Origin of the sequence: Pontibacter sp. HSC-14F20 (genome assembly GCF_019599265.1) — a bacterium.
Taxonomy (GTDB): Bacteria; Bacteroidota; Bacteroidia; order Cytophagales; family Hymenobacteraceae; genus Pontibacter.
Genome location: NZ_JAHZTC010000018.1, coordinates 57,233 through 79,098 on the forward strand (window position 1 = coordinate 57,233; position 21,866 = coordinate 79,098).

The following is a 21,866-nucleotide window of genomic DNA, read 5'->3' on the forward strand; positions in this document are numbered from 1 at the left end:
TTAATTTTTCATTACCAGAGCTTTCATGCTCTTCAAAAACTTAACGATATGAGTACTGCGTGGTTTTACCTGATATTGGCAGGTATATGTGAAATTGGATGGGCCTTTGGTCTGAAATACAGCGAAGGCTTTACAAAACCTTTGGTGAGTATAGTAACGGTCATCGTGATGATACTGAGTTTTATACTGCTGTCTCAGGCCATGAAAACACTGCCGCTTGGTACCGCTTATGCTATCTGGACAGGTATAGGCGCTGCCGGTACTGCTTTATTAGGTATGTTTTTCCTGAACGAGCCCAAAGACCTGATGCGGATACTTTGTCTGGTGATGATCGTGGCTGGTGTAGTGGGGTTGAAATTCTTTGCCGAAAGCAATTAACGCCTCAGATGGAACACCTCGGCTTGCTCTTTGGTGAACAGGTATAGCGTATTGCTGCTGATCAGGGCAGAGAGGTAATTTTTGTCGGCCGGCAGGGGAAGGGTGCGCTCCTGCAGTTTGTACAGGTCGAAAAAGTGCAGCACATTATCTTTCACGAAGTATAGCTCATTTCCTTTAAAAGCGATGTAAGACACACCCGTGAAAGGCAGCCTTTTCTTATAGTTGCCCAGATTGTCAAATACATAAATACCGCCGTTGTAATCCAGCAGGTATACCATGTTCTGATATTCCCGAATAAACCGTACATCAAAGCGGGCTTTGTCAAGAATGAGGTTGAGCGGAGTTTCGATGATGGGTTTCTGGTAGCGGAGGTCCAGTTTGCTGAGTGTGAAGTCTGATTCGTTGAAAAGCCAGAAGCTATCGTCGGAGGTGAGAGTAGCGGCCTGCACATTACCCATGTAACCCAAGTCTGTCAGGCGTGTGTTGGCGATGGGGCGCATAAAACGATCGAGCAATATGAGCTCCTGCCGGTCTTCGTAAAAGAGAAAGACCTTCATCGGATTCCAGGCTTCAACAGCTGTAATACGACCACGACTTGGCGGCGAAAAAGTGTTGACAGGCTTGCCCAGTGTGTCGAGCACAAACAGATTCTGGCCCGTATCCATCAGGTATACGCTGCCGTTTCGGGCAATCGAAACAGTGGCAGGAGAGGAGATGGCAAAGCTGTGGCTAAAAGTGAGCGTAACCGATGAGTCGGGCTGCTGCGCGGATGCAGGTATAGCCAACACCGCTAGAAGCAGGTATAGCGCTGCGCTCAGGTATAGCCTATTTTTCAAAATACTCCAGTTTAAGGTCCGTACCGTCATATACGCCGTAAGAGCAAAAATTGACCCATTCTCCCAGGTTGACATACCTGCTGTTGCCATTAACCGGCATGTCGAGGGGCAGGTGGCGGTGGCCAAACACGTAGAAATCGTGATGCTGTTCGTTTTCCACTTTTTTGCAGTACTGCATCAGCCATTCTTCTTCGCCAAAAAACTTCTCGTCATCATTGGTGTTGCTGATGCGGCTTCTGCGCGACCACATATTGGCGATGCCTATACCTGCATTGGGGTGCAGCCAGCCAAATAGCCACTGACAGGCTTTGTTATTGAACACTTTCTTGAGCACTTTGTAGGTATGGTCGCCCGGGCCAAGGCCATCGCCGTGCCCGATATAGAATTTGTGACCGCCAAGGTTCGTAGAAATCGGCTCCCGGATAATGGGAATGTTGAGTTCTTCAGGGAAGTAATCGAACATCCACATATCGTGGTTCCCCGTGAAAAAAAGCACCGGTATACCTGCATCAGTCAGTTCGGCCAGTTTGCCTTGCAATCGGATAAAGCCTTTAGGGATAGCATGCCGGTACTCGAACCAGAAATCAAATATGTCGCCTAGCAGCAGGATAGCCGCTGCGTCACGCTTCACGGTGTCGAGCCAGCGTACGATCTTTTTCTCACGGGCAAGGCTCTGCTCGGCGTTGGGCACACCCAGATGAAAATCAGAGGCGAAATATATTTTCTGGCCGGGAGCCAGTTCGTCAATGCGGAAGGTCATCTATCAGAAAAAGTACTAACTGTTTTGGGCCATGAGCGCCCATTACCAATGTTTTTTCGATATCGGCCGTGCGGCTCGGGCCACTCACCAGCGATACCATGGAGGGGAAATTTTCTTTATACTTGTCGCGCACCCGCTGCAGACCGTCTTTGATGTCAGGTACCAATTGGCTGGCTTTTGCCACAATCATGTGCGTTTCCGGATAAATGCTGAGGCGCCTGCCACCGGCATTACCAGAACTCACCAAGATGCTGCCGGTTCTTGTTATAAGTGCTTCGCAGGTAGTGAGGCTAGCCTGGGCCTTTTGTATAAAATCCTCTTCCGTAGAGGTGAAATCTATACCTGCCTGGTAGAGAATGTTCTGCAAGTTAGGTTCCCAAACGTGCAGGAACTCGATCTGTTGCTCTCTTTTTAAATTGAAAAGCTGATCGAAAAAGTCCTCCTCATCTTCGCAGTATACAAACAGGCCACTGTTGGCAATAAAAGCTTGCGCAAAGGCAATAGAATGATCCTCTGCTAGTGGTTGGTGCAGCGGTGAGCTGAAGTCGGGGGTGGGAGGCAGAAAAGGCGCTGACTTAGCCAGCGCCTCTCTAACTCTTCTTAATACAATTTCTTTCGATTTTGCTTCGTACATGCTCGGAGTTTATCAAGCAGTTCTGCTGTTGATGGTATCGTTCGGGTCAGCAGGTGCATCGTTTTGCAGCGGAGTACCTGGCACGCTTCCGTTGCCATTTTGCTCCGGGTGCTCTGACTGTCCAACTTCGATCGGATGCTTCTCCTGGTTTACTTCGCTTTTTGTTTTGCTGCGGTCCGTTCCGGCAGTGTGTGCCTGGTAGGTCGTCAGCGCATCAAAAGGTCGTTTGCCAACCAGTCGCTCTAGATCACTCTGGAACAGAATTTCCTTTTGCAACAGCTCCTGCGCTACTATCTCTAACTCTCTTGCCTTGTCCGTTAGCAACTCTTTGGTGCGTATGTAGGCAGTTTCAATAATGTTGCGTACCTCGTTGTCAATCGTTTCGGCGGTAGCTTCAGAGTAAGGCTTATTAAAGGCCATATCCGTCTGCTTCGAATCGTAGAACGATACATTGCCGATCTTCGAGTTCATGCCATACATTGTCACGATGCTGTAAGCCATTTTGGTAATTCGCTCCAGGTCACTCAAAGCACCTGTCGAGATCTTGCCAAACACGAGCTCTTCAGCGGCACGTCCACCAAGGGCCATGCACATCTCGTCGATCAACTGTTCTGTGGTATACAGGAACTGCTCTTTTGGCAAGTACTGCGCATACCCCAGCGCGGCAACACCACGTGGAACAATACTCACTTTTACCAATGGATCGGCGTGCTCCAGGAACCAGCCGGCAATGGCGTGACCCGCTTCGTGGTAGGCTACAATTTTCTTTTCTTCCGGAGAAATGATCTTGTTCTTTTTCTCCAGACCACCGATCACACGGTCAATGGCATCATTGAAGTCTTGTTGGTCTACTGCCTTCTTATTGCGGCGAGCGGCGATCAGAGCAGCTTCGTTACATACGTTGGCAATCTCGGCACCGGCAAAACCAGGTGTCTGAGCAGCCAGCTTACGGGCATCTACATCAGCAGACAGGGTAAGTGGCTTCAAGTGCACATCAAATATTTCGGTACGGCCATTAATGTCTGGTTTGTCGATACTTATCTGACGGTCAAAACGACCCGGACGAAGCAGAGCTGAGTCGAGTGTGTCAGGGCGGTTAGTCGCTGCCAGGATGATTACACCTGAGTCAGTGGCAAAACCATCCATTTCTACAAGCAGAGAGTTCAGTGTATTCTCACGTTCGTCGTTACCACCTGGCGTAGCGCCACGGCTACGGTGACGGCCAATCGCGTCAATCTCGTCAATGAAGATGATACAAGGCGCTTTGGCTTTTGCCTGCTTGAACAGGTCACGCACACGGGCGGCACCCACACCTACGAACATCTCTACAAAGTCAGATCCTGACAGTGAGAAGAATGGTACGTCGGCTTCACCGGCTACTGCTTTCGCAAGTAAGGTTTTACCTGTACCCGGAGGGCCTACCAGGAGAGCACCTTTCGGTATCTTACCACCCAGGATCGTGAATTTGCTAGGGTTCTTGAGGAACTCAACAATCTCCTGGATCTCTTCTTTTGCTTCTTCCAAGCCGGCCACGTCCTTAAACGTAATCTTAACCTTGTTTTCAGCATCGAACAGGGCAGCTTTTGACTTGCCGATGTTAAAGATCTGACCACCTGCGCCACCCGCTGTTACGCGGCGCATCAGGAACCAGAAACCAAACAGTAACAGGATCAGGAAACCCCACTGGAAGAAGAAATCAGCGAAGCCTGTACGTGTCTCAATGGTATAAGGGACACGGTTCTCGCGCGGAATTTCTGCCTGCAGCTTTTCGTAATCTTCTTTAAAAGATTCTGCCGTGATGATGGTGAAGTGGTAGTGCGGACCTTGGTCCATACTGCCTAGGGTGCCACGGCTGGACAGCTCGCGGCTATACTTCTCATTCTGCAGGGCTTCATCCTTCAGGTATACCTCCACGATCTTGCCGTTCACGATGGTCAGTTTTTGCACATCGTTGCTGAGCAGCATTTCCTCGAAGGTCTGCTGGGTGGTTTCTACAGAGGCGTTGCTCTTGTTAAGCCAGGTAAGTCCGAAAATAAGCAGGATGAGCACCGCCAGCATCCACAACTGCATAGTTGGCCGTGGGGGCGTCGGGGGGATCATCGGCTTTTTCTTTTTATTATTCCCTTTATTATTTTTTTCAGCCATGAATATGTTGTTTCAGGATAAATGAAATACAGAGAGCCGTCCCGTTTTGTTTTAGGAACTCTCTGCTAAGCTTAGGCATCTTCTATACGGCGGATGCCTGCATCGCCCCACAATTCCTCCAGCGCGTAAAACTCGCGTTTATCTTTCAAAAACACATGCGCTACCACATCTACGTAGTCAAGCAGGACCCACTCCTTGTTGGTGCGGCCCTCGCTTTGCCAGGGGTTCTGACGAGTGGCTTTGTATATTTCTTCTTCGATAGACGATGCGATAGCATCCAGCTGTGAGTCGGATGATGCAGATGCGATTACAAAGTAATCAGATACGGCATTTTTGAGGGACTTCAGGTTAAGAACGACGATATCGTACGCTTTCTTTTCCTGCATGCCTTTTACTACAAGCTCTGCCAATATGTCTGAATTGGCCTCAGCCTTGGTTTCTTTCATTTGTACTACTTAATTTTGATTTACAAAAGTACTAAATTCTGTTTAATGTATGGTGCCTAATACGCTGTTTATGGGCCAGCAGCTGTTTTTTCTGCCGGTTTGTAAATCCACCAACTCAGAGGCTCAGCAGCTACTCCTCAAAAATGAAGCCACAGAGGGTTGTGTGGTGCTAACTGACGAGCAGACCCAGGGTCGCGGTCAGCGGGGTAATACCTGGGAGGCAGCTCCCGGCAAAAACATCACACTTTCTGTAATTCTGTCACCCGTTTTTCTGGCTGTCAGGCACCAGTTTCACCTCAATATGGCGATTTCGCTGGCGGTGCTTGACCTGTTACGCGAACAGGGGCTGGAGCAGGCTCGTGTTAAATGGCCCAACGACCTATACTTCGAGGACAGGAAGCTTGGCGGGATTCTGATGGAAAACACAGTTACCAGTCAATCCATACAACACAGTATAGTGGGGATTGGTTTAAACGTAAATCAGCTTCATTTCGGAATCGGCACAGCCACTTCGCTGGCAGCCGAGGTAGGTACGCAACTCGACGTGAAAAGATTGGTGAACAGGCTGCTCGAACTGCTCGAAAAACGCTACTTAGAGCTGCGCAGTGGAAAAATTGACAAGCTCAAGTATGAATACCTGCAGGCGCTTTTCCGCTACCAGGAAGAACACGGGTATCAGATTGGATTGGAAACGGTGCAGGGCCGGATTATGGGAGTGGACGAAGACGGCAGGCTGGCTCTAGAAATTGAGGGCGAGTTGCGCTACTTCGGTTTTAAAGAAATCGCTTACCTTATTTGAAGCTGAACTTTCTGGCGGCCACCATTTGCTGTGGTTCAGGGTCGGCTGGCATAAGTGGCATTTTGAGCGAAACCTTCATGGTGCTGGCGCCATAACCTGAGCTTAATCGGGGAGCCTGTATGTGGTGGTCGGCCAGTTTGACCGGGAAGTCGGTGAGCAGTTGCCAAGTATTTCCTTTCTGTATAAGTGTGCCGGTAATGGTTCTTTTCTTTGCAACGCCATGTATGGTTAGTATACCTGCAGCAGTTACCCTTGCTTCTCCTTTCGCTGAAACCGGGCCTTTTTCGGTGATCCTGCCTACAAAGGTTGCCTTCTGAAAGCGGCCGCTTTGCATGTACTTATCGTTGAAGCGCTCGTGCATGAGCGAGTTCATGAACTGGAATGAGGTGATGGGAACGTCGAATCTGAATTTGCCCGTCTCCAGGTCAATCAACCCGTTGGCGGACTCGGAAGTGCCCTTGATCAGGCTGAGTGGTGCGCCGGCCTCAAACACAATCGTGCCAATGCCCTTATAGGTGCCTGTTTGGGCCTGTGCCTGCGGGAGTAGCCAGTACAGGCTGCATACAACTAGGAGTAGCTTTTTCATACATGCCTCGCCTTCTCTTCGGTTAAGCTTTCCTTCTATTTATTTAACTTATCTGAGCAGAGATAGTTGAACCTGTTTACTAAAAATAATTGCGCTCTGAGCAATTATTCTCTTGTTAGTGTCTTAAGTCGCTGCTCAATTTTTGTTTTTCAAGCACTTCAGGTATGGCTGTCTTACTTGGTTCAAAGGGCAGACTTTTCGCCTTTAGCTATTTATTATAAAAAATATTGGCTCAGCCCGAGTACTACTGAGTAATAGAATTAGTCCAATAAACTGCTTGTTTTTGATGTAACGGGGCATTTTTGCTTGAGTTGCACATTTTCTATAGATAGGGTTATAGTTCAATCAGATTCTTTTTATCTTTATAAATTGCATTTGAGCCTTTTCTGGTTTGTTGGGTTGGTTTTGAAAACATAATAGCACGATGATTGTTTTAAGATTGCTATTGGTTGTGTATAGTATAATAACAATATTCGGCGCGGAAAATGATGTGGGGAGTGACTGGGTTGGGGTTCAATTTAGGTCGTTGTAACACAGGGCCTGCTATAGTTGCTTTGGCTGGATGTGATGCAACCTCTGCTACAGGTATAGGGTCATGGTGGTGCAAAGGGTATTGAAAGGCATGGTTCTTGATAATATCTGAGCACAGCCAAAAACAGTAAAAATTTCAGGTATAGTTATTTGTATTGTGTCCTGTATTTTTAATTAGATTTTTTCTATTTACTATATTTTGGTATATCTTTGACATCCTGCCAGCAAGTGGCCAGGACCTTTTGAAAAGCGAGGTGTGATATATGAGAACTTTTACAAGAATGATAATAGTGGCTGTCTTTGCGGTTTCGCACTTGGCAGCATACAGTGTAATGGCCGACGGTCGCTTAAAAGAGGCAGGTGTGTTTCCGGTAAATACCGGAGGCAACTCAGCCTGGAAAGCTATACCTGAAAAGAAAGCCGAGGCGAATGTACGGGCTGAGAACGCCAGGACTGCTACCTGGGTTAAGAATTATACCAAGAACAAAAGCAGAAGCCTGTACCTGACCGAGACGGCCTATGCCGGTTCTTCACAGTTTGTGATCAATTCTTACATGGCCTTCATACCATCAGCCGAGCGCCAGACGCCTTCGATCAATGCTTACCCGAACCCTTCGCGTGGCATTACCCGGGTACAATTGTCGCAGGTGGGGATGGCCGAAAACTACAAGCTGAAGATCTCGAACACGATTGGGAAGGTGATGGAAACACACGAACTGCCGGTGACGCACTCCAATGTTTTCATCCTCGATATGACAGGATATCCGGCTGGTGTGTATTTTTACAGTCTGCTCGTGAACGATAAGACCGTGGAAACGAAGCGTTTGATCCTTCAGAAATAAAAGGGAGCTATACCTGTTATGAGAGCGGGAGCCAGTTGAGAGACTGGCTTTTTTTTATTGCAGACTCGCCAAAGGTGCGCAGGCACCAATTTATTTAGTATTTTCGACGCTGAATATTTGTAAATTGCTATGACGGATTATCGCAAGATAAACAACCTCGTAGGCTGGCTCGTGTTTTTGATCGCGACCGCCGTGTATGTATTGACGCTGGAACCTACTGCCAGTTTCTGGGACGCGGGTGAATTCATCGCCTGTTCTTATAAGCTCTTAGTGCCGCACCCTCCGGGGGCACCGTTTTACCTGCTGGTAGGCCGTATGTTCTCCATGTTCGCCAGCGATCCAACGCAAGTAGCCTGGTGGGTAAACCTTCTTTCTGCGCTCTGTAGCTCGTTTACTGTCCTGTTCCTGTTCTGGTCCATCACCATTCTGTCACGCCGATTATTGGTGAAGCAAGAGGGTGTAGCGCCTGCTAAAGGACAGACTGTACTCATCATGGGAGCCGGCGCTGTTGGCGCGCTTGCCTATACCTTCACGGATTCTGCTTGGTTCTCAGCAGTAGAGGCCGAAGTATACGCCATGTCGTCTTTCTTTACCGCCATTGTGTTCTGGGCCATGCTGCGCTGGGAATCGAAAGTGGGAGAATCGCTTTCTGACAAATGGCTGATTTTGATCGCCTACCTGATCGGCCTTTCGATTGGTGCTCACTTGCTGAACCTGGTAGCTATACCTGCTCTAGCCTTCATATACTACTTCCGACTGTACAAACCAACCTGGAAGGGCGGAATCATTGCTTTTATGATCAGTGCCGTGATTGTAATGGCTATTCTGTGGGGCATTATACCTGGCCTACCGACGCTGGCGGGTAATGTGGAGGTGTTCTTCGTGAATTCAATCGGCCTGCCTTTCGGTTCGGGTATCATCTTCTTTGTAATCCTGCTGGTGGCAGCCATCATCTATGGCATCCGCTACTCTATCCAGCGCAATCTCCGTGTGCTGAACACAGCTATCCTGTGCTTCACGTTTGTTCTCATAGGTTACTCATCCTACATGATCATTCCGATCAGATCGTCTTACAACCCGACTATTGATGAGAATGAACCGGATGATATCCTTAGTTTCGTGTCTTATCTGAAGCGGGAGCAGTACGGCGACCGTCCGTTGCTGTACGGGCCGCAGTACAATGCTCAGCCGGTTGCCCAGGAAGAAGGAGCGCCACGCTATGTAAAGGGCGAAGACAAATACGTTATGACAGGTCGCAAACTGGAGACAGTGTACGACAGCAAGGACAAAACCCTGTTGCCCCGCATCTACAGCGACAATCCGCAGCACCTGCAGGAGTATAGAAAATGGATAGACTTACCGGAAGGGCAGACGCCAACGTTTGGCCAAAACCTGAGCTTCCTGTTGCGCTACCAACTGGGCCACATGTACTGGCGCTATTTCCTCTGGAACTTTGTAGGTCGCGAGAGCGATGTGCAGCAGTCGGGCGTGCTATGGTTTGGCAAACCGACCGATGGCGTTCCTGACCGGGTGGCCAACAGCAAGGCACGCAACACTTTCTATCTGTTGCCACTTGTTTTGGGTATTATTGGTCTGATCTTCCAGATACGCAAGAACGAGCGCGATGCCTTAATTGTGGGCCTGCTTTTCTTCTTTACAGGTATAGCCATTGCCTTATACCTGAACCAGCCGCCTATTGAGCCTCGAGAGCGAGACTATACCTTTGCGGGTTCCTTCTACGCCTTCTCTATCTGGATCGGTTTGGGTGTGCTAGGTATAGCCGAGTTGCTGAACCGTGGTCTGCGAAACGTGACGACCAGTGGAGCCATTGCAACCATTATAGGTCTGGCAGTGCCAGGCATACTAGCCGCAGAAGGCTGGGACGATCATGACCGCTCCAACCGCTATCACTCCGTAGACTCCGCTAAAAACTTACTCGATTCGGTAGCACCAAACGGCATCTTGTTCACGAATGGCGATAACGACACCTTCCCGCTGTGGTATGCGCAGGAAGTTGAGGGATACCGTACCGATGTGCGCGTAGCCGTACTCAGCTACCTGAACACCGATTGGTACATCGACCAGATGAAGCGCCAAGCATACAAGTCCGAGCCATGGCCGCTGACGTTGGAGAACGAAAACTACCGCCAGGGCACCAACGATTACCTGCCATACGTGGAGCGACAGCAGGTAGCGGCAGGTATAGACCTCAAGCAATTCGTGAGTCTGGTTCGTCAGAACCATCAGGCACTGCAGGTGCAGGCCGGCAGTGGTAGTACGCTACTGAGTTTCCCGACCAAAAACTTCTTCCTGGATGTAGACCAGGCCAAAGTAGCACAGGAAGGCTTTGTTGCTAACGATTACCAGGATCAGATCATTGACCGTATGCAGTGGACCATTAACAAGTCGCTGCTCGAGAAGAAGCACATGATTATCCTGGACTTGTTGGCCACAAACGAATGGGACCGTCCGGTGTACTTCTCCACAACTGTGAACAGCGCCGACTTTATGGGGCTATCGGAGTACTTCCAGCTCGAAGGTCTGGCATACCGCGTAGTGCCTGTTAGAGTGAGCAGCGAGGACGCGCCAGGCTTCCTGAACAAGGAGTTGATGTATAAGAACATGATGAACTTCAGCTTCCGAAACTTCAACGATCCGAGCATCTTCTATGATGAAAACTACTTCCGCTTCGCGGCTAATGCCCGTGACAAGTTCGGCAAGCTGGCTGCTGAGTACCTGATGAGCGGTAACAACGCTCGTGCCAAAGAAATAGTGGACCACTGCTTTGAGCAGCTGCCGCCAAGCACCGTTCCTTACGACTACTATACACCGCAGTTTATTTCCATTATGGCGGATTTAGGAGAAGAAGAGCGTGCGAAGAACCTGTGGGAAGACATGGCCAAAAACTCACGTGAGGCAGTGGACTACTACCTGGAAAAAGGCGCTCTGTTTGACATGGAGATACAAACGAACCTATTTATCATGCAGCAGCTGATTGGCGAGGCCCAGGCCATCGGCGAAGAGGAGAAAGCAAAAGAGTTGCAGGATGTGTTTGTACAATATCTGCAACGCATGCGCCGTTAAACAAAATAGAGAGTTAAACAGTACAAAAGCCGAACCCGTTTCTGTGTTCGGCTTTTGTTATTTCTGGGTACCTGCTTTATCTTCAAGCTAATGAAACAGATAAGTCTTCTTGCCTGCCTGTCAATGCTGCTACTGCTCTCCTCATGCGGCAGTTCAGACATTGCCTATGCGCCAATGTACCGCGACAGTGCGCCCGCTGCCCCCAAAACAGAGCAACCCGAAGTTGTGTTGCAGTATGGCTACTACAGCACACCCGACAGCCTGCACCTCATTCTCCGCTTTGAAGAACTCCGGCAATTGCTCGACCTGACCCAGACTGCCGATCGCGTAGACTTTACTATCCGGTCAGGTAGCACGGAGCGGGATATGCTTCTGCTGCGAGACACAGTGCAGGTACTGCCACAGTATAGAGTGGCTTCAAACGGAACATTGGAAGTGCCGGTGACAGTGCCTGCTAAATATGTAGCAGCAGGAAACTCCATGCAGGTACGGCTCTGGATGAAACTGGCCGGGCAGGAGCGCCTTGGTGTATCGCACCGGTTAGCACTTAAACCTGATATGCTGCAAAAGGATTTTATGCTGCTACAGGTGCGAACGAATGCGCCGGTATTACGTGGTTTTGCCACTACTTCCGACAGCCTATACCTGTGGCAGCACAGCGACACCAATGGTACTGCCACTTTTACGACGAAGCAAGTAGATTATACCTTGCAGCCCGCATTACCCCCAATGTCAACGCGTCAGGAAACTTTGCCTGAAGTGCCTCAGACTACTGGGGACACGCTGTCGATGGCAACGCTAGATACTATTCAGCTGGAGAAGGAAGGGCTATACCTGCTACGCACCGGCTCGGGTGCTACACAAGGCCTTGTGGTACAAGGAGGCACTTTCCCGCTTATTACCCGCGTGCAGGATATGATCACTCCACTCATTTATCTGACTACCTCAGCTGAGCGGGAGGCGCTCTATAATACCCAGGACCAGAAAGCGGCCCTGGATGCCTTCTGGTTGAAAATTTCGAAGGACAAGAAGCTGGCCCGTGAGTTGATCCGGGCGTACTATACCCGCGTGGAGACAGCGAACAAGCTCTATACCTCATTTAAGCCCGGCTGGGCGACCGATCGCGGCATGATCTACATCATTTATGGCAAACCGCATAATGTGAGCATCAGCACCGATTCAGAGACCTGGATCTATCGCGAATCAGAGGCGACGCCCTATGTCAAGTTCGTATTTACGAAAAAAGAGAATAACTTTACCGAAAATCACTTTGAGCTGGTACGGAACCGTGAATACGAGGAGAACTGGTACAGCACTGTAGCAAGATGGAGAGCAGGAATAACAAATTTGTAGGTGGAAACCGCTATGGCGGCCCCAGAACTCCGAAGGAGGATAAAATGGAAATGATCTTTGGCCTCAGACCAATCATAGAGGCCATGCTGGCCGGAAAGGTGCTGGAGAAGATCTTTGTACAGAAGGGCGCCCGTAACACGAACGTGGATGAACTGCTTGACCTGGCGAAAAAGCACGATATACCTGTTGCCAGTGTACCAATCGAAAAGCTCAACAACCTGACCCGCAAAAATCACCAGGGCGCAGTTGCCCTGATCTCAGCGATCACCTACATGCCGCTGGATGAGATTGTGACTTCACTTTTTGAGAAAGGCAAGAGCCCGCTGCTGCTTATACTTGACCGCATCACAGACGTGCGTAATTTTGGTTCGATAGCCCGTAACGCAGAGTGTATGGGCGTGGATGCCATCGTTATACCTAGCAGAGGAGGCGCCCAGATCAATGCGGATGCGATCAAAACTTCAGCCGGAGCCCTGCACCTGGTGCCTGTGTGTCGCGAACCAAACCTGAAACACACGATCGACTACCTGAAGGATTACGGTGTGCAAATCGTAGCCTGTACAGAAAAGACAGAGCATAACCTGACCGATAACACCGTGGACTTCGTTGGCCCGACTGCCATTATCATGGGCAGCGAGGAAGACGGTATCTCGCCGGAGTATCTCAAGCGTGCCGATGCTAAACTGCGTATTCCGCTGATAGGCCAGATCGGATCACTCAATGTGTCGGTTGCCACGGGTATCATTCTTTACGAAGCCATGAGCCACCGTCTGCGCGAAAGCGGTTATTCAAGCCAGAACACTTTTGAACCGAGATAAGGCATAGCTTACCTGAAGCCAATAAAAAAAGGGGAACGCTGACAGCAGCGTTCCCCTTTTTTTATTAACTATACCTCAAGAGGTATAGCAGTAGGTATGCTAAATATATTCAGCGCCTTTTTTTGACTTGGCATCCGACATAAATTCCTTTACTTTCTGCTCTTCGCTCAGGCGGCAGATCATCAGCACATTGTCGTGCTCGGCCACAATATAGCCTTCCAGCCCCTCAACCACCACCAGGCGGTCTTTCGGTGTTTTGATGATACAGTTTTTGGTGTCGTAGAGCATCACATCGCCATCTATCACGTTGCCTGCCTCGTCTTTCTGGTTAATGGTATAAAGGGAGTTCCAGGTGCCCAGGTCGGACCAGCCGATATCGGCCAGCACCACATACACATTATCCACCTTCTCCATAATGCCATAGTCGATGGAAATGTTGCGGCAGTGGGAGTATGCTTTCACAATAAAATTAGCTTCCTGAGGCGTGTGCAGACTTGTTGCGCCTTCTTCAAAAATCTCGCTTATTTCAGGCAGGTATTGTCTGAAAGCCTTCATGATGCTTTGTACATTCCAGATGAAAATACCGGAGTTCCATACGAAGTCGCCGCTGTTGAGGAACATCTGTGCCAGCTCCAGGTTCGGCTTCTCGGTAAAGGTTTTCACCTTTTTGATCGTCTGTGAGTCGTCGTCGATGTACTGGATATACCCGTATCCCGTGTCAGGGCGGCTTGGTGTGATGCCGAGTGTGATGAGCACATCGTCGCTATCTGCTGCTTCCACCGCTTTTTTAATGACCTGAGTAAAGGCATCCTGCTTCAGCACCACATGGTCCGAAGGTGTTACGATCAGGTTGGCGTTGGGGTTGATCTGCGCTATTTTGTACGAAGCGTAGGCAATGCAGGGAGCGGTGTTGCGCCCGATCGGTTCGAGCAGGATCTGGTTATCGCTCAGTTCCGGCAACTGCTCTTTCACCAGATTTTCGTAGTCGCGGTTGGTCACCACAAAAATGTTTTCGGGTGGGCAGATGTCCTTAAAACGATTCATGGTCATCTGCAGCATGCTTTCGCCTACGCCCAGTACATCATGAAACTGCTTTGGGAAATCGGTACGGCTAAATGGCCAGAAGCGGCTTCCGATACCGCCTGCCATAATGACCACATAAGTGTTTTCGTTCATGTCTATATAAGTCCTTCTTTCAGCAAATCGTGGAGGTGCACAAAGCCCTCAAATTTGCCTGCTTTAGTGACAATGAGTTGCGTGATGTTTTTTTGTTGCATGATAGCCAGTGCTTCAGCCGCATAGGTTTCAGGCTCTATGGAGAGGGGAGATGCCGTCATGATATCTGAAGCGCGTATACCGTCTATTGAGTCATATTTGTTCAGCATACGGCGTAAATCGCCATCAGTTATAATTCCCACCAATTCTTCTGTTCCGTCCTTTACCACAGCAGTGGCACCCAGCCTTTTAGATGAAATTTCGATAATAATATCCTTCAGTGCGGCGTTTTCAGAAACCTGTGGGGCCATGTTCTGGCGGAAGATATCATCCACTTTCAGGTATAGGCGCTTGCCCAGTGAGCCACCCGGATGCAGCGTGGCAAAGTCGGCACTGCTGAAACCACGGGCCTCCAGCAGGCTGACAGCCAGGGCATCGCCGAGCGCGAGCGCAGCCGTGGTGCTGGTAGTAGGGGCCAGGTTATGCGGGCAGGCTTCGCGCTCTATAGTAGCATTCAGCACAAAGTCTGCGCTCTTGGCCAGGTATGAGTCGGTACTCGAAACCAGGGCTGCCAGCTGCGCGCCTTTGCGTTTGAGCAACGGAACAAGTACCTTTATCTCAGGCGTGTTGCCGCTCTTGGAGATACAGATCACAAAATCGTCGGGCTGGATCATACCAAGGTCGCCGTGAATGGCATCGGCAGCGTGCATAAAAAGCGCAGGCGTTCCGGTCGAGTTGAGGGTGGCGACAATTTTGGTGGCGATGTTAGCGCTCTTACCTATACCTGTCACCACGACACGGCCTTTGATGTTCAGTATGGCTTTGACACAACTTTCGAAGCTTTCGTCGATAAAATCTGCCAGTCTGGCGATTGCCTCGGCTTCGTCGGTCAATACTTTTTTTGCTGTAAGGGCTATATTATTAAGAAGATTCAATTTAAATTTGTGTTAAAGGTATCCTAAGGGGATACGTTGCTGTACAGTTAAATTTCTGATTTATTACATGTCTACCAAACAGGAGATCAATCTCAAAAACAAATTAAAGGAAGTTTTTGGGTATAATCAATTTAGGGGCAATCAGGAGTTGATAATAAACAACATTATCAACGGAAAGAACACCTTTGTGATTATGCCCACCGGTGCTGGCAAGTCGTTGTGCTACCAACTGCCTGCTCTATCGCTGCCGGGAACTGCCATCGTTATCTCGCCGCTCATCGCCCTGATGAAAAATCAGGTGGATCAACTGAACGCTTTCGGGGTGAATGCCCATTTCCTGAACTCCACACTTTCTAAGTCGGAGATCAACAAAGTGAAGAAAGAAACCCTGGCCGGCGAAGTGAAGCTGCTCTATGTAGCACCGGAATCGCTGACCAAGGAAGAAACGGTTGAGTTTCTGCGCGCGTCTAACATCTCCTTTGTAGCCATCGACGAAGCACACTGTATCTCAGAATGGGGACACGACTTCCGTCCGGAGTACCGTCGCATTCGCGGCATCATCGACCAGATCGGCAACCTGCCGATTATCGCCCTGACGGCTACGGCCACACCTAAGGTACAACTCGACATACAGCGCAACCTGCAGATGGATGAGGCTTCTGTGTTTAAGTCGTCGTTTAACCGTACGAATTTGTACTACGAAGTGCGCCCCAAGCACAACACCAAGAAGCAGGTGATTCAGTATGTGAAAAAGCACAAGGGCAAGAGTGGTGTTATTTACTGCCTGAGCCGCAAAAAAGTAGAAGAGATCGCGGAATTGCTCCGCGTGAATGATATTAAAGCGCTGCCCTACCATGCCGGTCTGGACTCCAACATCCGCATGTCCAACCAAGACGCCTTCCTGAACGAGGACGCCGATGTAATTGTGGCGACCATCGCCTTCGGTATGGGCATCGACAAGCCGGATGTGCGTTTTGTGATTCATTACGACACGCCAAAGTCCATTGAGGGTTACTACCAGGAAACCGGTCGAGCCGGTCGTGATGGCATGGAAGGTAACTGCATTATGTTCTACAGCTACGACGATATTGTCAAGCTGGAGAAATTCAACAAAGACAAGCCCGTAACAGAACGCGACAACTCCAAGCTGCTGCTGCAGGAGATGGCCGCTTATGCCGACTCGGCCGTTTGCCGTCGCAAGCAGCTGCTGCACTATTTTGGAGAAGCCTACGAGAAAGACTGTGGTTTCTGTGACAACTGCCTGCACCCCAAAGAGCGTTTTGAGGCGCAGAACGAAGCCTTGCTGGCACTTAAAACAATTCAGCAGACAGGAGAGCGCTTCAGCATTGAGCATAACACTGCGGTGCTGACAGGCCTGCGCAACCAGCACGTGACAAGCTACGAGCACGATCAACTGGAAGTATTTGGCGCCGGCAAAGCGTATGATGCACAGTTCTGGAGTTCGGTGCTGCGCCAGGTATTGCTGTCGGAGTATCTGGAGAAGGATATTGAGCAGTTTGGTATTGTGAAGCTAACACAGAAGGGTCTCGACTTTATCGCTAACCCGCACCCGATGCAGCTGACCAAAGACCACGATTATGAGCAGGAAGTAAAAGCAGACGAAGAAAAGGAAGAATCGCAGGCTGCTGCCGGCCATGACGAAGTACTGTTCGACCTGCTCAAGAACCTGCGCAAGAAACTGGCCAAGGAGAAGAACCTGCCGCCTTATGTGCTGTTCCAGGATCCGTCGCTGAAGGAGATGGCCACAGTATACCCAACCACCCGCGAAGAGCTGGCACACATTGCCGGCGTAGGTATGGGCAAGGTGCAGAAATTCGGCAAGCCCTTCATGGACCTGATCAGCAAGTATGTAGAAGAGAACGATATAGTAACGGCTGCTGATGTAGTGGTAAAAACCACTGTCAACAAATCGAAAATCAAGATCTACATCATTCAGCAGATAGACAAAAAGGTTGACCTCGAGGAGATTGCCTCTTCCAAGGACCTGACCATGCAGGAGCTGATCGAGGAAATAGAGCATATCTGCTACTCAGGCACCAAGCTCAACCTGAATTACTACATCGACAACATACTGGATGATGAACGCCAGGATGAGATATACGACTACTTTATGAGTGCCAGCACCGACAACATAGCGGTGGCGCTCAAGGAACTTGGTACAAATGACTACAGCGAAGAGGACGTGCGCCTGATGCGAATCAAGTTCCTGTCGGAGTATGCGAACTAAATTGCTGATGGCTGCCAGTTGATCAGGTATAAAAATAATTAGTCGGGAGAGACCGTTGTGATTGTGCAGCGGTCTCTTTTGCTTGTAGCTATACCTGGCAAAAAAGTAAAAACCGTGATTTGTGCTTTACTGCGCCTTATAAATTTATAACTTCGCAACGTCGCTTTTGGTAATGCTGAGAGTGCCGAATAACAACTAGCAATTAGACTATGAACGTACTGATAATAGGTTCCGGCGCGAGAGAGCATGCGCTTGCCTGGAAACTGAGCCAGAGCCCATACGCCCAGCAGATATTTGTTGCCCCCGGAAACGCAGGCACAGACGAGTTTCACACCAGCTGCGGCATCGATATCCACAACTTTGATGAAGTTGCCAAGTTCGTAACCGACTTCAATATCATGATGGTAGTAGTTGGTCCTGAAAACACGCTGGTAGAAGGTATACACGACTACTTTCAGGAGAAGGATTTTCTGCGCGATGTGCTGGTCGTAGGCCCTAAGAAGCTGGGTGCAATGCTAGAGGGCAGCAAAGATTTCTGTAAGGCTTTTCTGCAGAAGCATAATATCCCGACGGCACGTTACGAAACATTTACCGAGGCAAACTACCGCGAAGCCGTAGAGTACCTGCACACGCACAGCTACCCTGTGGTACTCAAAGCCGACGGCCTGGCTGCCGGTAAAGGCGTGATCATCGCGCAGACATTTGAGGAAGCCGTTGACAGTCTGGAGGCCATGCTGCGCAATAACAAATTTGGCAAGGCGGGCAGCAAGGTGGTGATTGAAGACTACCTGCAAGGTATAGAGGTGTCTGTTTTTATATTGACGGACGGCAAAGAGTATGTGCTGCTGCCGGAAGCGAAAGACTACAAGCGCATAGGTGAAGGTGATGCAGGTCTGAACACAGGAGGTATGGGGGCTATTTCGCCTGTTCCGTTTGTTGATGAGGTCTTTATGCAGAAGGTACGCGAGCGTGTAATAGAACCAACCATCCTCGGCATGCAGGCCGATAACCTGGACTATACCGGCTTCCTGTTCATCGGCCTGATGAACGTGAATGGTGACCCTTACGTGATCGAGTACAACGTGCGCCTGGGGGATCCGGAAACAGAGGCAATTCTGCCGCGCATCAAGTCCGATCTGTTTGAGCTTTTCCTGGCGCTGCACGACCATAAACTCGGCGAATTTAAACTAGACATTGATTCACGCACTGCTGCTACGGTATTCCTGGTTTCAGGCGGATACCCGGAAGGTTTCGACAAGGGCAAGGTGATCTCAGGTCTGGGGCAGGTGGATGCTGATACCCTGGTTTTCCATGCCGGAACAAAGCGTGTAGATGATAAAATCGTGAATAACGGTGGCCGTGTGATTGCGGTAACAGGACTAGGCGACACCATGGAAGAGGCACTGGCCAAAGCCAACAAAGCAGCCGAAGCAATTACCTGGACCGACCGTTACTACCGTCGTGATATAGGCTTTGATCTGCAAAAACAAACCATGCGCTAGACAGGCTATACCTGGATGTCTCGTCCTGATATAAGTTGACGGTTTAGAGACGAAATTACTTTTTAATTTAAGACCTCCAATGCGTTTGTGTTGGAGTTTTCTTTTTCCACTGTTTTACCTCTAGTTCCTGCTGGGCGTGCATCTGCTCAGGTGTCAGGAAATGACACGGGAGGTGGGAAATGGCACGAGAGGTGGGGCCTTTGGCGGTTATAGATACCCACTGACTCGGCGATCACCGCCACAGCCTCCAGATGATGAGCAAAGCCCCGCTCGAGGGCGAACTCATCCTTCAGAATACCGTTCACCCGCTCGGCCACCGCGTTCTGGCAGGGGGCGTACTTTTGAGTCATGCTCGGCTTTATCCGGGCCTTTTTTCTCTGCTGCTTTTTCCATATAAGGTTGATTTTAGTGTCAACCTATTTCAGGACGGGGCAGGATAAAAATAAAGGCCGGTGTTTTTCGATACACCGGCCTTTTTGCTGGGATAAGCTAAAAGCTTAGCAGTAAGCTTCGAAAGCGCCTTGCAGGTTGTCTACAATGCGGTTGAGCTCGTTGCCCTCGATGTGGTAACGCTCGATCATGTGCACCAATTCACCATCCTTGAACAGGGCAATAGAAGGAGATGATGGCGGATAAGGTAGCATGAACTCACGCGCTTTGGCCACGGCATCCTGCTCCATACCTGCAAACACGGTGATCATTTTGCTCGGGCGCTTCTCAGAAGAGGCAACAGCCATTTTAAGGGCAGGGCGAGCCTTAGAAGCAGCGCAACCGCACACAGAGTTTACAGCTACCAGCACTGTACCTTCTTTTGACGAAAGTGCCTGCTCAACTTCTTCTGCGGTCATTAGTTGTTCGAAGCCTGCAGAGGTAAGGTCTTCGCGGATCGGGGCGACCATATATTCAGGATACATTCCCATGATTATCAGCTTTAAATTAAAATATAATTAACACTGCAAAATTAAACATAATTCTGCAGAAAGGCTACAGCTCAGAAGTGTAACACTAAATAGGGAACTTAAAATATATCTTATTGTATAGTTTTGAGAATATGCGTTTTAGCTAAACAGAAGGTATAGAAGTAAGGTATACACTGTTATGCCGGCATGCTGCGTTCACAACCAGGTTTGCGTACGTGGCAATCCCGGATTTTGCGCGACCCTTGGCCTGAGACCCTACTATGCAACAACACCCGCACTCAAATCCATTCGGCAAGAAGAGATTCCATCAGGTAGCTTATTTTTACATGCCTGCCAACGATGAGCGACCAGCCGAGCTTATCCAGATCCTGAACTGTGACCAGACTTACATCCATGTGCCTATGCGCGAAGAAGACGTAACGCTTGACGCCTTTTTTGTACGCGATATGACAGAGGCAGAAATCCAGAATTGTAGTGACCGGCAGGTATGGCAGATATTTGTGCACTGGGATGAACTGCACGAGGACCATGTGCGCTACAAGGTTAGTGCAAAGGTGTTGAAAGAGTTGGAGCAGTTCAAATCGAAATTCCCCTTGCCTGAAAGTATGGTTGCCTAGAGTTCTTTATACACAAATACTCTATAGTCAAAACAGGAGTCAACTGTCGCTATTTGTACTTACTGCAAGTATAAATAGCTTACTGCTCGATGTAAAGCTGTATTTTTGTGTATAAAACATGTATTTCTTGCGTTAAAGCCCTCTCTAGTTAAAGCCTCTCTTCCAAAATCAGTATAAGATATTAGTTGGTATCTACTCCTGAGTATCGCTCCGGCCCATGGAAAATCCGAAGGGATATATGCCCTTTTAAAGTGCTGAGCATGGTTTTCTGTCGGAGCTTTTCATTTCCTGGTTAGAACGAAGTTGCACGCGCGTATTAGTTACGAAAATGCCAGCGACAAATAACGGGTGAGTTTGAAGAAAGTGCATACCTGATCCCTGCTCGTGCTTCTTTGCTTTTTTTGGTATATTGGGTTAACTAATCAAGTGAAGTCGTTGTTAATATTTTGGAGTACAAGTAGTTATACCTGTTTCAGTAGAGGGACCTATAGGTCTGGGTGCAACCCGGAATACTTTCATTGTCATTAGTATATAGCATACCTATGGAAGAGCAAAAGCCAATAAAAGTCATTATAACGGAAGATCATATTATCTTACGGCAGGGCCTTATAGCGCTGTTGAACGAGGACAATGAAATAGAAGTGGTAGGAGAGGCAAGTAACGGTGTGAAACTTCTGGAACTACTCGCCCAGGTACCTGCCGATGTGGTGCTAATGGATATTAACATGCCTGAGATGGATGGTTTTGAAGCCACGGAACGGGTTCAGGAGACCTATCCTGAAACAAAAGTTCTTGCGCTTTCGATGCTCAATAGTCTGCCTTATGTGCAGAAGATCATGAGTTGCGGGGCCTCGGGTTATATCCTGAAAACGACCGGAAAAGATGAATTGCGCTCTGCCATAAAACTGATAGCGGGTGGCACAAATTATATCTGTAGCGAACTCTCTATTAAAATGCTTGCCAACTCCATGATGTCAGTTACTCCCAAAAATGAAAAGGTGGAACAGACGGGTTTGTCGAAGCGGGAAATAGAGGTGCTGACCTTAATTGCAGAAGGATTTACAAACGCAGAGATTGCAGATAGGCTTTTTACCAGTAAGCGAACTATAGAAACGCATCGGCAGAACATACTTGAGAAAACCGGAGCCAAAAATACAGCCAATCTTATAAAGTATGCGATCGGGCACAAGATCATTGATGTAGATGTCTCGGAATAA

20 protein-coding genes are annotated in these 21,866 nt (G+C 49.0%); 10 read left to right on the plus strand and 10 right to left on the minus strand.

Annotation, left to right across the window (positions count from 1 at the left end; translation table 11 throughout):
- Positions 1-48 precede the first annotated feature (48 nt).
- A complete protein-coding gene (locus tag K3G39_RS16315) occupies positions 49-378 on the plus strand; it encodes a multidrug efflux SMR transporter (protein ID WP_220627246.1) in 330 nt (109 codons plus the stop codon).
- Here K3G39_RS16315 and K3G39_RS16320 read toward each other — a convergent pair.
- From K3G39_RS16320 to rsfS, 5 genes are all read right to left on the minus strand, one after another.
- A complete protein-coding gene (locus K3G39_RS16320; protein WP_220627247.1) occupies positions 375-1,214 on the minus strand; it encodes a hypothetical protein in 840 nt (279 codons plus the stop codon). The two genes, K3G39_RS16315 and K3G39_RS16320, sit on opposite strands and share 4 nt — an antisense overlap.
- Positions 1,204-1,974 (minus strand): UDP-2,3-diacylglucosamine diphosphatase, encoded by a 771-nt coding sequence (locus tag K3G39_RS16325; RefSeq protein ID WP_220627248.1) that lies wholly within the window; start codon positions 1,972-1,974, stop codon positions 1,204-1,206. Before K3G39_RS16325 ends, K3G39_RS16320 begins: the two co-directional genes overlap by 11 nt.
- Entirely contained in the window at positions 1,958-2,608 is a 651-nt protein-coding gene (locus K3G39_RS16330; RefSeq protein ID WP_220627249.1) for an LUD domain-containing protein, read from the minus strand. The genes K3G39_RS16325 and K3G39_RS16330 overlap by 17 nt, the downstream gene beginning before the upstream one ends.
- 12 nt (positions 2,609-2,620) lie before the next feature.
- Entirely contained in the window at positions 2,621-4,753 is a 2,133-nt protein-coding gene (gene ftsH / locus K3G39_RS16335; RefSeq protein WP_220627250.1) for an ATP-dependent zinc metalloprotease FtsH, read from the minus strand.
- A gap of 71 nt (positions 4,754-4,824) precedes the next feature.
- Positions 4,825-5,199, minus strand: coding sequence for a ribosome silencing factor (rsfS, locus tag K3G39_RS16340; RefSeq protein ID WP_220627251.1), 375 nt, complete (start codon positions 5,197-5,199; stop codon positions 4,825-4,827).
- A gap of 49 nt (positions 5,200-5,248) precedes the next feature.
- On the opposite strand from rsfS, the gene K3G39_RS16345 reads away from it, so the two are divergent.
- Positions 5,249-5,998, plus strand: a complete 750-nt coding sequence (locus tag K3G39_RS16345) for a biotin--[acetyl-CoA-carboxylase] ligase (protein ID WP_220627252.1) — start codon at positions 5,249-5,251, stop codon at positions 5,996-5,998.
- Here the strand turns inward: K3G39_RS16345 and K3G39_RS16350 are convergent.
- Entirely contained in the window at positions 5,991-6,584 is a 594-nt protein-coding gene (locus K3G39_RS16350) for a YceI family protein (RefSeq protein ID WP_220627253.1), read from the minus strand. The two genes, K3G39_RS16345 and K3G39_RS16350, sit on opposite strands and share 8 nt — an antisense overlap.
- Positions 6,585-7,429: 845 nt before the next feature.
- Here K3G39_RS16350 and K3G39_RS16355 point away from each other — a divergent pair.
- From K3G39_RS16355 to rlmB, 4 genes are all read left to right on the plus strand, one after another.
- Positions 7,430-7,957, plus strand: a complete 528-nt coding sequence (locus tag K3G39_RS16355) for a T9SS type A sorting domain-containing protein (RefSeq protein WP_255594422.1) — start codon at positions 7,430-7,432, stop codon at positions 7,955-7,957.
- 129 nt (positions 7,958-8,086) lie between these two features.
- On the plus strand, positions 8,087-11,041 hold the full coding sequence (locus tag K3G39_RS16360; protein ID WP_220627255.1) for a DUF2723 domain-containing protein: 2,955 nt from the start codon (positions 8,087-8,089) through the stop codon (positions 11,039-11,041).
- Positions 11,042-11,131: 90 nt separating this feature from the next.
- Entirely contained in the window at positions 11,132-12,394 is a 1,263-nt protein-coding gene (locus K3G39_RS16365) for a GWxTD domain-containing protein (protein ID WP_255594423.1), read from the plus strand.
- Entirely contained in the window at positions 12,367-13,212 is an 846-nt protein-coding gene (gene rlmB, locus K3G39_RS16370) for a 23S rRNA (guanosine(2251)-2'-O)-methyltransferase RlmB (protein ID WP_220627256.1), read from the plus strand. Before K3G39_RS16365 ends, rlmB begins: the two co-directional genes overlap by 28 nt.
- A 99-nt stretch (positions 13,213-13,311) precedes the next feature.
- On the opposite strand, the gene K3G39_RS16375 is transcribed toward rlmB, so the two are convergent.
- Positions 13,312-14,388: a mannose-1-phosphate guanylyltransferase gene (locus K3G39_RS16375; RefSeq protein WP_220627257.1), complete on the minus strand. Its 1,077-nt coding sequence runs from the start codon at positions 14,386-14,388 to the stop codon at positions 13,312-13,314.
- Positions 14,389-14,390: 2 nt separating this feature from the next.
- The gene (locus tag K3G39_RS16380) at positions 14,391-15,362 is read right to left on the minus strand and encodes an SIS domain-containing protein (protein WP_220627258.1); all 972 of its coding nucleotides are present in this window, start codon (positions 15,360-15,362) and stop codon (positions 14,391-14,393) included.
- Between the two features lie 67 nt (positions 15,363-15,429).
- Between K3G39_RS16380 and recQ the strand changes: the two genes are divergently transcribed.
- Together recQ and purD are read left to right on the plus strand one after the other, a co-directional pair.
- Positions 15,430-17,610 (plus strand): DNA helicase RecQ, encoded by a 2,181-nt coding sequence (gene recQ, locus K3G39_RS16385; protein WP_220627259.1) that lies wholly within the window; start codon positions 15,430-15,432, stop codon positions 17,608-17,610.
- Between the two features lie 209 nt (positions 17,611-17,819).
- Positions 17,820-19,112 carry a phosphoribosylamine--glycine ligase gene (purD, locus tag K3G39_RS16390; RefSeq protein WP_220627260.1) on the plus strand — a complete coding sequence of 431 codons (1,293 nt, stop codon included), beginning with the start codon at positions 17,820-17,822 and terminating at the stop codon, positions 19,110-19,112.
- A gap of 146 nt (positions 19,113-19,258) precedes the next feature.
- On the opposite strand, the gene K3G39_RS21200 is transcribed toward purD, so the two are convergent.
- Both K3G39_RS21200 and K3G39_RS16400 read right to left on the minus strand, forming a co-directional pair.
- Positions 19,259-19,516 (minus strand): integrase core domain-containing protein, encoded by a 258-nt coding sequence (locus tag K3G39_RS21200; protein ID WP_370627270.1) that lies wholly within the window; start codon positions 19,514-19,516, stop codon positions 19,259-19,261.
- 93 nt (positions 19,517-19,609) lie between these two features.
- The gene (locus K3G39_RS16400; protein ID WP_299704628.1) at positions 19,610-20,026 is read right to left on the minus strand and encodes a BrxA/BrxB family bacilliredoxin; all 417 of its coding nucleotides are present in this window, start codon (positions 20,024-20,026) and stop codon (positions 19,610-19,612) included.
- A gap of 266 nt (positions 20,027-20,292) precedes the next feature.
- Here K3G39_RS16400 and K3G39_RS16405 point away from each other — a divergent pair, with 266 nt between their 5' ends.
- Positions 20,293-20,649 (plus strand): hypothetical protein, encoded by a 357-nt coding sequence (locus tag K3G39_RS16405; RefSeq protein ID WP_220627263.1) that lies wholly within the window; start codon positions 20,293-20,295, stop codon positions 20,647-20,649.
- Between the two features lie 542 nt (positions 20,650-21,191).
- Complete coding sequence (locus K3G39_RS16410) at positions 21,192-21,866, plus strand: response regulator (RefSeq protein WP_220627264.1); 675 nt, start codon at positions 21,192-21,194, stop codon at positions 21,864-21,866.

Coding starts and splice junctions, on each gene's coding strand:
- K3G39_RS16325 (WP_220627248.1), bottom strand. CDS start 1,974: ATGACCTTCCGCATTGACGAACTGGCTCCCGGCCAGAAAATATATTTC.
- K3G39_RS16410 (WP_220627264.1), top strand. CDS start 21,192: ATGGAAGAGCAAAAGCCAATAAAAGTCATTATAACGGAAGATCATATT.
- rlmB (WP_220627256.1), top strand. CDS start 12,367: ATGGAGAGCAGGAATAACAAATTTGTAGGTGGAAACCGCTATGGCGGC.
- rsfS (WP_220627251.1), bottom strand. CDS start 5,199: ATGAAAGAAACCAAGGCTGAGGCCAATTCAGACATATTGGCAGAGCTT.
- recQ (WP_220627259.1), top strand. CDS start 15,430: ATGTCTACCAAACAGGAGATCAATCTCAAAAACAAATTAAAGGAAGTT.
- K3G39_RS16350 (WP_220627253.1), bottom strand. CDS start 6,584: ATGAAAAAGCTACTCCTAGTTGTATGCAGCCTGTACTGGCTACTCCCG.
- K3G39_RS16315 (WP_220627246.1), top strand. CDS start 49: ATGAGTACTGCGTGGTTTTACCTGATATTGGCAGGTATATGTGAAATT.
- purD (WP_220627260.1), top strand. CDS start 17,820: ATGAACGTACTGATAATAGGTTCCGGCGCGAGAGAGCATGCGCTTGCC.
- K3G39_RS16365 (WP_255594423.1), top strand. CDS start 11,132: ATGAAACAGATAAGTCTTCTTGCCTGCCTGTCAATGCTGCTACTGCTC.
- K3G39_RS16330 (WP_220627249.1), bottom strand. CDS start 2,608: ATGTACGAAGCAAAATCGAAAGAAATTGTATTAAGAAGAGTTAGAGAG.
- K3G39_RS16400 (WP_299704628.1), bottom strand. CDS start 20,026: ATGTATCCTGAATATATGGTCGCCCCGATCCGCGAAGACCTTACCTCT.
- K3G39_RS16405 (WP_220627263.1), top strand. CDS start 20,293: ATGCAACAACACCCGCACTCAAATCCATTCGGCAAGAAGAGATTCCAT.
- K3G39_RS16345 (WP_220627252.1), top strand. CDS start 5,249: ATGGTGCCTAATACGCTGTTTATGGGCCAGCAGCTGTTTTTTCTGCCG.
- ftsH (WP_220627250.1), bottom strand. CDS start 4,753: ATGGCTGAAAAAAATAATAAAGGGAATAATAAAAAGAAAAAGCCGATG.
- K3G39_RS16375 (WP_220627257.1), bottom strand. CDS start 14,388: ATGAACGAAAACACTTATGTGGTCATTATGGCAGGCGGTATCGGAAGC.
- K3G39_RS16360 (WP_220627255.1), top strand. CDS start 8,087: ATGACGGATTATCGCAAGATAAACAACCTCGTAGGCTGGCTCGTGTTT.